Source organism: Paenirhodobacter populi (genome assembly GCF_004022215.1).
Lineage (GTDB): Bacteria > Pseudomonadota > Alphaproteobacteria > Rhodobacterales > Rhodobacteraceae > Rhodobacter > Rhodobacter populi.
In genome coordinates, this window is the sequence record NZ_SAUZ01000011.1 from 139,547 (window position 1) to 153,556 (window position 14,010).

9 protein-coding genes are annotated in these 14,010 nt (G+C 66.5%); 5 read left to right on the forward strand and 4 right to left on the reverse strand.

Annotation, left to right across the window (positions count from 1 at the left end):
• The first annotated feature begins 131 nt into the window (after positions 1-131).
• Positions 132-1,616, forward strand: a complete 1,485-nt coding sequence (gene purF, locus D2T30_RS10810; RefSeq protein ID WP_128182496.1) for an amidophosphoribosyltransferase — start codon at positions 132-134, stop codon at positions 1,614-1,616.
• Between the two features lie 293 nt (positions 1,617-1,909).
• Here the strand turns inward: purF and D2T30_RS10815 are convergent, their stop codons facing one another.
• Complete coding sequence (locus D2T30_RS10815; RefSeq protein ID WP_128182498.1) at positions 1,910-2,335, reverse strand: cell division protein ZapA; 426 nt, start codon at positions 2,333-2,335, stop codon at positions 1,910-1,912.
• On the reverse strand, positions 2,328-2,912 hold the full coding sequence (locus tag D2T30_RS10820; RefSeq protein ID WP_128208882.1) for a hypothetical protein: 585 nt from the start codon (positions 2,910-2,912) through the stop codon (positions 2,328-2,330). Before D2T30_RS10820 ends, D2T30_RS10815 begins: the two co-directional genes overlap by 8 nt.
• Before the next feature lie 202 nt (positions 2,913-3,114).
• Between D2T30_RS10820 and tkt the strand changes: the two genes are divergently transcribed.
• The 3 genes from tkt to D2T30_RS10835 are packed head-to-tail and all read left to right on the forward strand — an operon-like array spanning position 3,115 to position 6,944.
• Positions 3,115-5,133 carry a transketolase gene (gene tkt / locus D2T30_RS10825; protein WP_128208883.1) on the forward strand — a complete coding sequence of 673 codons (2,019 nt, stop codon included), beginning with the start codon at positions 3,115-3,117 and terminating at the stop codon, positions 5,131-5,133.
• On the forward strand, positions 5,130-6,053 hold the full coding sequence (locus D2T30_RS10830; protein WP_128182504.1) for a DMT family transporter: 924 nt from the start codon (positions 5,130-5,132) through the stop codon (positions 6,051-6,053). The genes tkt and D2T30_RS10830 overlap by 4 nt, the downstream gene beginning before the upstream one ends.
• A gap of 3 nt (positions 6,054-6,056) precedes the next feature.
• Positions 6,057-6,944, forward strand: a complete 888-nt coding sequence (locus D2T30_RS10835; protein WP_128182506.1) for a lysophospholipid acyltransferase family protein — start codon at positions 6,057-6,059, stop codon at positions 6,942-6,944.
• 4 nt (positions 6,945-6,948) lie between these two features.
• Here the strand turns inward: D2T30_RS10835 and D2T30_RS10840 are convergent, their stop codons facing one another.
• Positions 6,949-7,881 (reverse strand): DUF1223 domain-containing protein, encoded by a 933-nt coding sequence (locus D2T30_RS10840; RefSeq protein ID WP_164881723.1) that lies wholly within the window; start codon positions 7,879-7,881, stop codon positions 6,949-6,951.
• Between the two features lie 323 nt (positions 7,882-8,204).
• Between D2T30_RS10840 and acnA the strand changes: the two genes are divergently transcribed.
• Positions 8,205-10,958, forward strand: coding sequence for an aconitate hydratase AcnA (gene acnA, locus D2T30_RS10845; RefSeq protein WP_128208885.1), 2,754 nt, complete (start codon positions 8,205-8,207; stop codon positions 10,956-10,958).
• 371 nt (positions 10,959-11,329) lie between these two features.
• Here the strand turns inward: acnA and mprF are convergent, their stop codons facing one another.
• The gene (gene mprF / locus D2T30_RS10850; protein ID WP_241651241.1) at positions 11,330-13,990 is read right to left on the reverse strand and encodes a bifunctional lysylphosphatidylglycerol flippase/synthetase MprF; all 2,661 of its coding nucleotides are present in this window, start codon (positions 13,988-13,990) and stop codon (positions 11,330-11,332) included.
• Positions 13,991-14,010 lie beyond the last annotated feature (20 nt).

Consider the following 14,010-nt stretch of genomic DNA (forward strand, 5'->3'; position numbering starts at 1 on the left):
CCCTTTACGCACAGGGCCGGTGCGGTCATAATGACAGACAGATGAACGAATTTCGGACGGGAGGGCTTAACAGCCTTCCCGTTTCGCACTAAATGACCTGCGCAAGCACCCCGGACCCGGAGCACCCCCCAATGACCCAACCGGCCAGCCCAGTTTTCTATTCCCATCCGTTCGACGACGACAAGCTCAAGGAAGAATGCGGCGTCTTCGGCGTCATCGGCGTGACGGATGCCGCGAACTTCGTGGCGCTCGGGCTGCATGCCCTGCAGCACCGCGGACAGGAGGCGGGCGGCATCGTCGCGCATGACCCTGCCCACGGGTTCAACTCGGCCCATCGCTTCGGCTATGTGCGCGACAATTTCACCAAGGCTTCGCTGATGGAAACGCTGCCCGGTCCCCTTGCGATCGGGCATGTTCGTTATTCGACCGCGGGCAAGAAGGCGGCGGCGATCCGGGATGTGCAGCCCTTCTTCGGCGAGTTCTCGATGGGCGGGGCGGCCATCGCGCATAACGGCAACCTGACCAATGCGGAATCCCTGCGCCACGAACTGATCGACCATGGCGCCATCTTCCAGTCCAGCTCGGACAGCGAATGCATCATCCACCTGATGGCGCGGTCCTATCAGAAGACCCATGCCGACCGGATCGCCGATGCGCTGCGCCGCTGCGAGGGGGCCTTTTCCGTCGTCGCCATGACCCGCAGCAAGCTGATCGGGGTTCGCGATCCCCTGGGTGTGCGGCCGCTGGTGCTGGGCCGGATCGGCGACAATGGCTATGTGCTGTCGTCCGAGACCTGCGCCCTCGACATCATCGGCGCGCATTTCGTGCGCGAGATCGAACCGGGCGAGATGGTCGTCATCCAGGACGGCAAGGTCGACAGTTCCCGCCCCTTCCACAATGCGACGCCGCGTTTCTGCATCTTTGAACATGTGTATTTCTCGCGCCCCGACAGCATCATCGGCGGCCGGTCGGTCTATGAAACCCGCCGCCAGATCGGCGTCGAGCTGGCGCGCGAGGCCCCGGTCGAGGCGGATCTGGTCTGCCCCGTTCCCGATTCCGGCACCCCGGCGGCGATCGGCTTCAGTCAGGAATCGGGTATCCCCTTCGCGCTCGGCATCACCCGCAACCAGTATATGGGCCGGACCTTCATCGAGCCGACCGAGCAGATCCGCAACATGGGCGTGCGGTTGAAACTCAACGTCAACCGCTCGCTGGTGAAGGGCAAGCGGGTGATCCTCGTCGACGATTCGGTGGTGCGCGGCACCACCTCGCGCAAGATCAAGGAGATGATCCTTGAAGCCGGCGCGGCCGAGGTGCATTTCCGCATCGCCTCGCCGCCCACCGCGTGGCCGTGCTTTTACGGTGTCGATACGCCGGACCGCTCGAAGCTCCTCGCCGCGAAGATGAGCGAGGACGAGATGCGCGAATGGATCGGCGTGGACAGCCTGAAGTTCATCTCCCTCGACGGGCTTTATCGTGCGGCGGGCGAGGTGAATGGCCGCAACGACGCCTGTCCGCAATATTGCGATGCCTGTTTCTCGGGCGAATATCCGGTGGCCCCGGCGGATCAACTGGCGCGCGGCTTCGAGATGAAGGAAATGAAGGCCGCCGAATAAGCCGAGGGAAAGGCTGCGCGATTTGGCGGGACCGGCGGGACGGGATTGTTCCGTTGGTCCCGGGCGCGGAATGACTCCCTTCCGGGGATCCGTTTGTCGGGGTTTCCCTGAGCGGCTTGGAGGTCGGCGCCTCAGGACCGGCGTTGTCTATGCGTCGGCGGAGCAAGGGGGCGCTGCCCCCTCGGCGCAAGCGCCTCACCCCCGGGATATTTATGGAAAAACGACAGCCCAGAGCACGGAGAAATCCGTTTTCAGGGCCGGAAGCGCGCCCGGATACCGGCGCGGGAATCGGATCAGGGCGCCGCGTCCTCGACCCGGTCGGCCAGCGCCTCGGCATCCTCGGCGAGCTGCTCCAGCCGGTCGAGCAGATCCTCGGGCACCACCGGGACCTCGACGCGGACTTCGACCGGCACTTCGACCGTGCCCGGATTGGCCTGCGCCTCTTCCAGCAGGGTCTGTGCCTGCGCCACCTGTGCCTCGGCCTCGGCCAGTCGGGCGCGCAGATCGCGCAGCTGATCCTCCATCGCGGCGGTCTTGTCGGCGATCATCAGCCCCGCCATCAGCAGCATCCGGATATCCGGCATGCGCCCGATCTGACCGATCAGCAGGCTTGCCTCGGCGTCCAGAAGGGTGGCGGCGGTGCGCAGGAAATGTTCCTCGCCGGGCTGGCAGAACACGTCGAAATCGCGACTGCCGATGGTGATTTTCAGATCAGGCATCCTTGTCGGCCTCCTGTTTCGCATGGCCCGACTTCTCATGGGCGGACAGAATCGGCGTCAGGGCGGCGATGATCTGGTCCAGCTCCGCCGCCTCGATCGCCCGGGCGGCGCGCAGGGTTTCGACTTCGGCCTGCAGGGCGCTGTTGATCAGATGCTGCGGCGCGTCGCCCGCGGCCTCGATCAGCGCGCGGTTCGCCTGCGCCAGATCAAGGTTGGCCCGTTTCAGCCGGTCGAGTTCCGCCTGCGCCGTTTCGGCCTGCTGCGCCGCCGCGACCAGCCGGCGCTCCATCGCCGACAGGGTGGTTTCCTGTTTCTCGCGCAGCGCCCGGACACGATCGGACATCTGCGCATTCGCCTGACGTTCGGCCTCCAGCTCGGCGCGCAGGCTGTGGATTTCATCGGCGGCCGCGAGCATCGCCGCATCCGCATCCTCTCCAAGTCCGGACGGCGCCGCCGCCGCCGCGGGCGCTGCCTCCGGCGCGGGGCCGGCCGCGCGGGCCTGCAAAGCCCCGACCTGCCGCCCGATCCGTTCGAGCGCAAAAGCGATCCGGCGTTCATATTCCGCGATGTCGGTCATCGGCACCCTTTCAGCTTCCTCCGCCCAATCCGGCTCCGGGGCGGGCGAATCGCGCCAAGCCCCGGCCTTCCGGCAGTTTATCGCGCAGTCCCCGGGCCGCCCACCCTTTGTCTTCAAAGACTTGGGGGTTGCGCTTGAACTTGCCCCGATCCCTGCTATCAGGAATGCAAGTTCCCGTCACCAGACCCTAGAGGAGAGGCTCTTGGATATCGCCACGCTCCGCGCCAATCACCCCGATCACTGGAAACTCGCCACCGCGATCCGCGCGCTTGCCATGGATGCGGTGCAGGCGGCGAATTCCGGCCACCCCGGCATGCCGATGGGCATGGCCGACGTGGCCACGGTGCTCTATCGCAACCACCTGAAGTTCGACGCGAGCGCCCCGCACTGGGCCGACCGCGACAGGTTCATCCTGTCGGCGGGCCATGGCTCGATGCTGCTTTATGCGCTGCTCTATCTGACCGGCTACGAACAGGCGACGCTCGATCAGATCAAGTCGTTCCGGCAATGGGGCTCGCGCATGGCGGGGCACCCGGAATACGGCCATCTGGAGGGGATCGAGACGACGACCGGCCCCCTGGGTCAGGGCATCGCCACCTCGGTCGGCATGGCGATCGCGGAAAAGTCGCTCAAAGCGCGGTTCGGCGCCAAGGTCGTGGATCACAAGATCTGGGTGATCGTCGGCGACGGCTGCCTGATGGAAGGCATCTCGCAGGAGGCGATCGGTCTGGCGGGCAAGCAGCAGCTCGACAACCTGATCGTGCTTTGGGACAACAACAACATCACCATCGACGGCCGGGTCACGGTGTCCGACATCACCGACCAGCGCAAGCGGTTCGAGGCTTCGGGCTGGACCGTGCTGGCCTGCGACGGCCATGACCCCGACGACATCGACCGCGCCCTGACCGCGGCGAAGAAGGCCAAGGGCCCGGTGATGATCGACTGCAAGACGATCATCGGCTTCGGCGCGCCGACCAAGGCCGACAGCTATGCCGTCCACGGCTCGGCCCTTGGGGAAAAGGAACTGGCCGCGACCAAGGAAGCCTATGGCTGGCCCTATGGTCCGTTCGAGATCCCGGCCGAGATCAAGGCCGAATGGGAAGAGATCGGCGCCAGGGGCGCTGCCGCCCGCGCCGAATGGGAAGAGCGGCTCGACGCGCTGTCCGCCGCGAAGAAGGCGGAATTCGAACGGCAGATGGATCATGTCGTGTCGAAGAAGCTCGCCACCGCGATCCGCGCCTTCAAGAAGGCGCAGTCCGAGGCCGCGCCCAAGGTCGCGACCCGCAAGGCATCCGAAATGGTGCTGGCGGCGGTGAACCCGGTCATTCCGGAAATCGTCGGCGGCTCGGCCGACCTGACCGGCTCGAACCTGACCAAGACGCCGGACATCACCGATTTCACGCCCGAGGACCGCAAGGGCCGCTATATCCGCTACGGCATCCGCGAACACGGCATGGCGGCGGCGATGAACGGGCTTTATCTGCATGGCGGCGTGCGGCCCTATGGCGGGACCTTCTTCTGCTTCACCGATTACGCGCGCGGCGCGATGCGCCTGTCGGCGCTGATGGGGGTGCCTGCGGTCTATGTCATGACGCATGACAGCATCGGTCTGGGCGAGGATGGCCCGACGCACCAGCCGGTCGAGCATCTGGCGATCTGCCGCGCGACGCCGAACACCTGGATGTTCCGCCCCGCCGACGTGATCGAAACCGCCGAGGCGTGGGAGCTGGCGCTGTCGTCGGAAAAGACGCCCTCGGTCCTCGCGCTCAGCCGGCAGAACCTGCCCACCCTGCGCAAGACCCACAGCAACGCCAACCTGACCGCCAAGGGCGCCTATGTGATCGAGGAAGCCGCCGGCAAGCGGCAGGCGATCCTGATGGCGACCGGCTCCGAGGTGGAGATCGCGCTGAAGGCGCGCGACATCCTGCAGGCGCAGGCGATCGGCACCCGCGTCGTGTCCATGCCCTGCATGGAGCTGTTCGCCGCGCAGGACGAGGCCTACCGGCGCCGCATCCTGCCGCCGGGCGCGGTGCGCGTGGCCGTCGAGGCCGCCGTGCGCCAGCCGTGGGACCGCTGGCTTCTGGGCGAGCGCGGCAGCGAGCGCAAGGCGGGCTTCGTCGGGATGGAGGGCTTCGGCGCCTCGGCCCCGGCGGAACGGCTGTATCAGGAATTCGGCATCACGCCCGAAGCGGTGGCCCAGAAGGTCGTGAGCCTGCTTTGAGCCCAGTCGAGACCCAGAGCGATGCGGGGGGGCCGGCTGCGGCCCCCTCTCTCGTTGCGCCCCCCGTGCCGCCGTCGCGGCTCGGGCTGGCGGTGCTGTTGCTGCTCGGCGCGCTGGCGTTCTTCACGCTTATGGATGCCGCCGCCAAGCATCTGGGCAACAGCTATCACCCCGCCCAGCTCATCTGGGCGCGGTTCGCGATCAATCTGGCGATCGTCGGGCTGATGTATCGGGGCAGCTTCCTGCCCCTGTTCCGCACCCGCCAGCCGGGGTTGCAGCTTGCGCGCGGGGTGATGCAGGTCATCACCATCACGCTGTTCTTCATCGCGCTCCAGACCATCGGTCTGGCCGAGGCGGATGCGCTGTTCGACATCAACCCGGTGCTGATCGCGCTTGGCGCGGCGCTGTTTCTGGGCGAGCGCATCGGCCCGCGGCGGGCCGTCGCCATCGCCATTTCCTTCGTGGGCGCGATGGTCATCCTGCGGCCCGGCATGGGCGCGATGGAACTGGGCGCGGTCTTCGCCTTCGCCTCGGCCTTTTCCTATGCGGCGGGCAACCTGCTGACGCGGGCGGTGCGGTCGGATTCCATCGCCACCTCGGTGATCTGGTCGGCGGCGGTGGGCACGGTCATGGCCTCCGCCGTGCTGCCCTTCGTGTGGAAAGAGGTGGCCTTTGCCGACATGCCCTATTTCCTTGCCATCGGCGTGCTTGGCACCATCGGGCAATTCCTTGTGATCCGCGCCTTTTCGCTGACCGAGGCATCCGTCCTTGCGCCCTTCGGCTATTTCAGCCTGCTGTTCTCGGGCTTCTGGGGCTGGCTGTTCTTCGGCCAGCTGCCGGATCGCTGGACGGTGGCCGGTGCGCTTGTGATCGTCGGCGCGGGTATTTATGTCTGGTATCGTGAACGGAAAAGCACCTGAGCGATGCAGCACAATCCCCCCCCGCTACCCAGTCTGACCGACCGGATCTCCGACGCCGCCTTTCGCGCGATGATGTCGGTCGCGCGCGCCCTGCCCTATGAGCGGCGGGTGCCGATGGTGGGCTGGATCGTGTCGCGGCTGATCGCGCCCGTCGCGGGCTACCGGCGGCGGATCCGGCGCAATCTGGCGCTGACCTTTCCCGGCATGCCGCATGACAAGGTGGAACATCTGGTCCGCGCCGTGCCCGACAACATCGGCCGCATGGTGGCCGAGATCTATTCGGGCGAGGAATTCCTGCGCCGGGTGCGGGACCTGCCGCTGGAAGGCCCCGGTGCCGCCGCCCTTGAGGCCGCCCATGCCGCGAACCGCCCCGTCATCATCGCCGCCGGGCATTTCGGCAATTACGACGCATGGCGCGGGGCGCTGACCGGGCGCGGCTATCCGGTAGGCGCGATCTACCGGCCGATGGACAATGTGCTGTTCAACAACCATTACGTCGAGGCGATCTCGGCCATCGCCAAGCCGCTCTTCGCCCGCGACAAGGACCTGCGCGACATGCTGCGCTTTCTGCGTTCGGGCGGCATGGTGGCCTTCGGCTTCGACCAGTATTTCCGCAAGGGCGCACCGCTGACCTTCTTCGGCCTGCCGGCGAAGACGCCGACCTCGGCCGCGGAAATGGCGCTGAAGCTCGGCTGCGACCTGATCCCGATCTATGCGATCCGCCAGCCCGACGGGTTGTCCTTCCGCATCATCACCGAGGCGCCGGTGCCGCACACCGATGCCGACACCATGACGCAGGCGCTGAACGACCAGCTGGAGGCGCAGATCCGCGCCCATATGGACCAGTGGCTCTGGGTGCATCGGCGCTGGAAGGATGTGAAGGGCGGCTGAGCCGTCAGTTCAGCCGCTCGGCCGCCAGAATCGGCCCCGGCAGCGGCGCGGATTTCCCCGGCACGGCCGATTGCACGATCACCACGGCGGGATCGTCGCCCTCGATCTTGGCGTTGAACCGGGTGGCGGTGCGGCCGTCCCATTCGGCCACGGCATGCCACGCCGTCACCACATTCGCGTAATTCACCACCATGCCGGCATTCTCGCCGCGCAGGATTTCCACCCGGGCCGCGGGCATGTAGCGCACGATCTGCACGATCGCGCCCTGCGGCTGCGGCGGATCGGCGCTGAGTTCGATCTGATATTGCCCGTCGCTGCCGGAAACCGAGATCGAGACGGCCTTCTGCCGCCCCTTCTCTTCCCGCACCATCATGTCGAGCGCGGTCTCGTCGCCGCCGATCAGGGACTGCCGCCCCTCGACGATCATCTGCGGCGTGTAGATCGAGCGGCTCTTGGCGGCGCGGGCATAGCCCTTCTGGCGTTGGGTGAAGGCGGGCTGGGCAAAGGGATCCTCCCATCCGAGGTAATCCCAATAGTCCACATGCAGCGACAGCGCGATGACATCGGGCCGCGCGGCGAAGCGGGCGAACATCTCATCCGCCGGCGGGCAGGAGGAACAGCCCTGCGAGGTGAACAGTTCCACCACCACCGGACCACGCGCGGGCCGCGCCTTGCGGCTGGCGACAAGCGGCATCGCGCCGCTGCCGGTCACCGCCCCCACCGATCCCGACAGCGCCTTGTCCAGCGCGTGGTTCAGATGTTCGATCAGCGACTGACCGGTCATTTCCCCGGCCGGCGGGACGGCGGGCTGTTCGACAGGCACGACGCTCGGCGCGGACAGATCCTGCGCCGTGGCGGGTTGCCATATCCCCGGCAAAAGGCCGAAAACCAGCCATCCCCCGACAGTGGCGCCGATGATCGCGCAAACCCGTGTCATTCCGCCTCTCTCCATTGCGTTTCCTACCTAAGACGGCGGCGGGGGCTTTGCCAATCAAGGTTTTGCGATTTTTCCGGCATCCGGGCATAGCTGCAACGCCTGCATTTTTCCGCCCCTGCAAGTCACCCGATGTGCCGATGCCGGAATTTTTCCGGGATTTTCCCGTAATTTGGGCCGAAACCCCGTCCCGCCCCGCCGCCGGACGAGGACCGGAGGGATTTCGGTGTGCAACGGTATACAAATTTTCCGTGTCCCCCTTGATCGACTCCGCGCTATCATGCATGACACTCGCAGCGACACCCATTCAGCCAGGGGAGGCCAACATGTCCATCGTTACAGGCAAGGATACCGCAGGGACCCGCCGGAAACTTACGGTCGGCGACAAGTCCTATTCCTATTATTCCATTCCGGCCGCGCAGGACGCCGGGCTCGGCGACTTCTCGAAGTTGCCCGCCTCGCTCAAGGTCGTTCTGGAAAACCTGCTGAGGTTCGAGGACGGCGGCTTCACGGTGTCGGTCGATGACATCAAGGCCTTCGGCGAATGGGCCGCGCAGGGCGGCAAGAACCCGCGCGAGATCGCCTATCGCCCGGCGCGCGTGCTGATGCAGGACTTCACCGGCGTTCCGGCGGTGGTCGACCTTGCGGCGATGCGCGACGGGATCAAGGCGCTTGGCGGCGACGCCCGCAAGATCAACCCGCTGGTCCCCGTCGATCTGGTCATCGACCATTCGGTGATGATCGACGAATTCGGCACCCCGCGCGCCTTTCAGGCGAACGTCGATCTGGAATACCAGCGCAACATGGAACGCTACCAATTCCTGAAATGGGGTCAGGGCGCGTTCGAGAACTTCCGCGTCGTGCCGCCCGGCACCGGCATCTGCCATCAGGTGAACCTCGAATATCTGGCGCAGACGGTCTGGACCGACAAGGACCAGAGCGGCGAGGAAGTGGCCTACCCGGATACGCTCGTCGGCACCGACTCGCATACCACGATGGTCAACGGCGCGGCCGTTCTGGGCTGGGGCGTCGGCGGGATCGAGGCCGAGGCCGCGATGCTGGGCCAGCCGATCTCGATGCTGATCCCCGAGGTCGTCGGCTTCAAGCTGACCGGCGCGATGGTCGAGGGCACCACCGGCACGGACCTCGTGCTCAAGGTCGTGCAGATGCTGCGCAAGCATGGCGTGGTCGGCAAGTTCGTCGAATTCTACGGCCCCGGTCTGGACCGTTTGCCGCTGGCGCAGCGCGCCACCATCGCCAACATGGCGCCGGAATACGGCGCGACCTGCGGCTTCTTCCCGATCGACGCGGAAACCCTGCGCTATCTCCGCCAGACCGGCCGGCACGAAGACCGCATCGCCCTTGTCGAAGCCTATGCCAAGGAAAACGGCTTCTGGCGCGATGAATTCTACGAGCCGATCTATTCCTCGCATCTCGAACTCGACATGGCGACGATCGTCCCGGCGATCTCGGGGCCGAAGCGGCCGCAGGACTACCTGCCGCTGACCGACGCCTCGACCGCCTTCACCAATGTCGTCGCCTCCTACCGTGGCATCGACATTTCCTCGGCTGCCAAGGAAATGGCCGACGAAGGCCCGGTCGCGACCAAGCAGATCCAGGTCTGCCGGTCCGTCCCGGTCGAGGGCAAGGATTTCACCATCAACGACGGCTCGGTGGTGATCGCGGCGATCACGTCCTGCACCAACACCTCGAACCCCTATGTGCTGATCGGCGCGGGGCTGGTGGCGCGCAAGGCGCGCGCGCTCGGCCTGACGCGCAAGCCGTGGGTCAAGACATCGCTCGCCCCCGGGTCGCAGGTCGTGCAGGAATATCTGGCGGCGGCCGATCTGCAGGACGATCTGGACGCACTCGGCTTCAACATCGTCGGTTTCGGCTGCACCACCTGCATCGGCAACTCCGGCCCGCTCGGCGATCCGGCGATTTCCAAGGCGATCAACGAAAACGATCTTGTCGCCACCGCCGTGCTGTCGGGCAACCGCAACTTCGAGGGGCGGATTTCCCCCGACGTGCGGGCGAACTATCTGGCAAGCCCGCCGCTGGTCGTCGCCTATGCGATCGCGGGCGACATGAACATCGACCTGACGACCGAACCGCTTGGCACCTCGAAGGACGGCAAGCCGGTCTATCTGAAGGACATCTGGCCGACCGACAAGGAAATCGCCGAGATCGTCGAACGGGTCGTGACCCGCGACGCCTTCCTTGAGAAATACGCCGATGTGTTCAAGGGCGACGAACGCTGGCAGGCGGTGAAGGTGACCGAGGGGGAGACCTACGACTGGCCTCCGACCTCGACCTACATCCAGAACCCGCCCTATTTCAAAGGCATGTCGCCTGAACCCGGGGTCATCAAGAACGTCGAGCATGCGCGCATTCTGGCGATCCTCGGCGACATGATCACCACGGACCACATCTCGCCCGCCGGCTCGTTCAAGCCGACCACCCCGGCCGGCAAATATCTGATCGAGCGGCAGGTCGCGCCGAAGGATTTCAACAGCTACGGTTCGCGCCGCGGCAACCATGAAATCATGATGCGCGGCACCTTTGCCAATATCCGCATCCGGAACGAGATGCTGGATGGCGTCGAGGGCGGCTACACCAAGGGGCCGGACGGCGAACAGACGACCATCTTCGACGCCTCGATGGAATATCAGGCGGAGGGTATCCCGCTGGTCATCTTCGGCGGCATCGAATATGGCGCGGGCTCCTCGCGGGACTGGGCGGCCAAGGGGACGAACCTGCTGGGCGTCAAGGCGGTGATCGCCGAGTCGTTCGAACGGATCCACCGCTCGAACCTGATCGGGATGGGCGTCATCCCGTTCGAGTTCACCGGCGGCGAGAACCGCAAGACGCTCGGGCTCAAGGGCGACGAGGTGGTGACGATCGAGGGGCTGGAAGGCGACATCAAGCCGCTGTCGCTGGTGCCCTGCACGATCCAGTATGCCGACGGCACGGTGAAGACGATCCAGCTCAAGAGCCGGATCGATACCGAGGTGGAGATCGTCTACCTCAAGAACGGCGGTGTGCTGCACTACGTGCTGCGCAACCTCGCCAAGTCCTGATCGGGTCTACGGACATGTCAGACGCCCGGCCTGCGCCGGGCGTTTTTCTTTGGGATATCGGCGGTCCCGCTCTTGTCTGAGCGCCGGGGGCTGTCTGCCCCCGGACCCCCGAGGATATTTTTGGAAAAACGACGGCAACAGCGGTCCCTAGCGTGATGCCTCAAGGATTGAGGTGTTCAAGGCGGGGCGGCCTTCGGCGGAGGGGTGGCCGAGCGGCATACCTGCCCCGGCCGTGGATGCGGTCGATACGGCAAGCCAAGGGGGTGCCGCGCCTGTCGCAGCGAAATGCTCCGTCTCTGCGGGCGACGGAAAACCGACGGCGCATCGCTACGGGCCATGACGGCATGTCCCGAGCGGAAGGATAGAATCCCCTAGGATTTGGCCGGTGCCTTCGCCCCTCCGGGCCTGCGCAGCAGCCCGTGCGGGCCGCCAGCGATCAGGGTCGCCACATCGGCCATCGCCATCATCGGCGACACCCCCACCGGCAGGGCGATGTAGCGCGGGCGCCAGTCGGGGAGGAACTTCTGCTTGAAGCTGCGCAGGCTGTCGAAATCCTCGAAGGCGCCGCCGTGGCGGAACATGATCGAGCCGAAGCGGCTCCACAGCCGATCGGTCCGCCGTTCGGAGAGACCCGCGAGCGGCGCCATGCCGAGGCTGAATTCCTGCGCCCCGGCATCCCGATACCGCTCGATCAGCGAGACGAAGAGGAATTCGATCATCGCCACGGGCGAAAGGCCCGCCGCGTCCTCGGGCAGATAGCGCATCAGGTCGAGCGCCACCCGCCGCCCCGAGCCCGGCGAGAGGATATTGGCGAAGGCGACGGCCTTGCCCGCGCGCCGCACCACCGCGATCGGGAAATGGTTCAGATAGGCGGTCTCGAACCGTCCGGCGGAGAAGCCTTTTTCGAGCCCCACGGGGGCGGCGAGCCAGGCGTCGGAGATGGCGCGCAGTTCCTCGATCAGTTCGGGGGCATGGGGGGGCTGCATCACCTCGACCGTCAGCCCGGCGCGCAGCGCGGCCGCATGGGCGGGCCGCAGCAGGTCGCACCGCGCGAGCGAGAAATCCGGAAGCCGCACCACCGCCTCTTCCCCCACCTCATGCAGCGAAAGGCCCATTTCCACCATCAGCGGCAGGTGGCGCTGCGAGATTTCGTAGAAGACCGGGCGGCCGTTGGCATTCTGCGCCGCCTCGACGAAGGCCCAGCCGGCGGCGTTGAGCGCATCTTCCGGCCCGACCGGGTCGCCGAAGGCGATCCAGTGGTTGCGGCGGCGCGCGAACATGATGAAGGCGCGCCCGTCCGGCGAGAAGCGGAATTCCTTGTCGCCGGTCAGCGCGAGGCAGGCCTGCGGGCGGTCTTGCGCGACGACGATCCGCGCCGCATGTTCAAGCGGGTCGGAGGGCGGCGCGGCGGCGCGGCGGCGCACGGGTTGCAGCGCGAGGACGATGGTGAACACCAGCAGCATCGCCGAGGCCAGCAGCCCCGCCCGCAGCGCCCGCGGCGTATTGGCCGACGTGGCGAAATCCCACCACATGGCCTGCGACCAGGGCGTGGCCGCGTGGATGAAGAAGAAGAAGGTCCCCGCCGACAGCACCACCGCCAGCACCAGCCCGAACCAGACCGGGCTGAGCACACCCTCGGTGATCGCGGCGCGGCGGTAGAATTCATGCCGGAACGGCAACAGCAGCAAGGCCCCGCCGATCAGCAGCAGCGCGCTGTCGATCCTCAGGCCATTCAGCAGCGCCGCCACCGCCCCGCCGCCAAGCGCCACCAGCGTCAGCACGAAGGCGCCCGAGATCCGCCGCGCCAGCCCTTGCGACAGGATCAGCAGCACGATCCCCGTCACCGCCGAGGTCAGCGTTCCGCCTTCGAGCAGGATCGCCCCCACGATGTCATTGTCATCCGCCGCCGCCGCCCGCACCGAGGGCATCAGCGACACCGCCAGCAGATAGCTGCCGAAGCCGAGCGCCCATGCCCCGGCAAGCCAGGGCACCACGCCGGACAGCGCGCTGAAGGCCGGGCGCATCGGCTCGGACACCTCTCCGAACAGGCGCACGGCCCAGCCTCCGGCAAGGCGCGCCTCGTTCAGCGAGACGATGATGAAGGCGATGGCGAAGGGCAGCAGGTAATAGATGATGCGGAACATCAGCAGCGCGGCCGCCACCTCGCCCGCGTTCACGCCCGCGGGCATGGCGGCCATCACCACCGTCTCGAACACGCCGACGCCGCCGGGGACGTGGCTCATCACGCCGACCATGGTGGCCGCGGCGTAGATGGCGAGGAAGGTGACGAAATCGGGCGTGCCCGCCGGCATCAGGATATAGAGCGTCAGCGAGGCCATGGTGGAATCGAACAGCGCGACAACCATCTGCCCGGTCAGGATCTTCGGGTTCGGCATCGACAGCTCATACCGGCGCCAGTGCAGCGACTTGCCGGAAAAGGCCAGCGCGTAAAGGAGCGCCAGCGTCCCGCCCCCGCCCAGAAGCGCCAGCGCCCGCACCGCGCCCTCGGACAGCGGCAACAGGCCTGCCAGCGCGGCCGGATGCAGCGCCAGCGCGAGGATGCCCACAAGGCTGAGCCCGGTCCCCATGGCGATGGCGATGTAGGAGGCGAGCGCCGCCACCTCGAACGCATTCAGCCCGAAGGCCGAATAGATCCGGTAGCGCACCGCGCCGCCCGACAGCACGCTGACCCCGATGGTGTTGCCGAAGGCGTAGCCAAGGAAACCGCCAAGCGCCACGACCCGCACCGGCAGCTTTTTGTCGAGGTATTTCAACGCCCAGAAGTCATACCCGATCAGCGCGAGATAGCCCATCGCCGTCGCCCCGAGCGCGATCAGCAGCACATGCAGCGGCGTCGCCTGCATCTGCGCAAGGACATCGGCGGGATCGACCGGCTTGAGCAGCCGGTGCAGCGCCCACAACCCGACGCCGAACAGCCCGAGCCCCACCAGCACCGGCGCGAGATGCCGCAACATGCCGGAACGGGAATGGGGGTGGGAGGAAGAATGGGGACCGGCCGGTTCCGTCATCATGAACCTTTCCGCATCGTGTC

What these genes read in the sequence shown, in the direction of transcription:
- purF (WP_128182496.1), top strand. Translation starts at nt 132, where the DNA reads ATGACCCAACCGGCCAGCCCAGTTTTCTATTCCCATCCGTTCGACGAC.
- acnA (WP_128208885.1), top strand. Translation starts at nt 8,205, where the DNA reads ATGTCCATCGTTACAGGCAAGGATACCGCAGGGACCCGCCGGAAACTT.
- mprF (WP_241651241.1), bottom strand. Translation starts at nt 13,990, where the DNA reads ATGATGACGGAACCGGCCGGTCCCCATTCTTCCTCCCACCCCCATTCC.
- D2T30_RS10840 (WP_164881723.1), bottom strand. Translation starts at nt 7,881, where the DNA reads ATGACACGGGTTTGCGCGATCATCGGCGCCACTGTCGGGGGATGGCTG.
- D2T30_RS10820 (WP_128208882.1), bottom strand. Translation starts at nt 2,912, where the DNA reads ATGACCGACATCGCGGAATATGAACGCCGGATCGCTTTTGCGCTCGAA.
- D2T30_RS10815 (WP_128182498.1), bottom strand. Translation starts at nt 2,335, where the DNA reads ATGCCTGATCTGAAAATCACCATCGGCAGTCGCGATTTCGACGTGTTC.
- D2T30_RS10835 (WP_128182506.1), top strand. Translation starts at nt 6,057, where the DNA reads ATGCAGCACAATCCCCCCCCGCTACCCAGTCTGACCGACCGGATCTCC.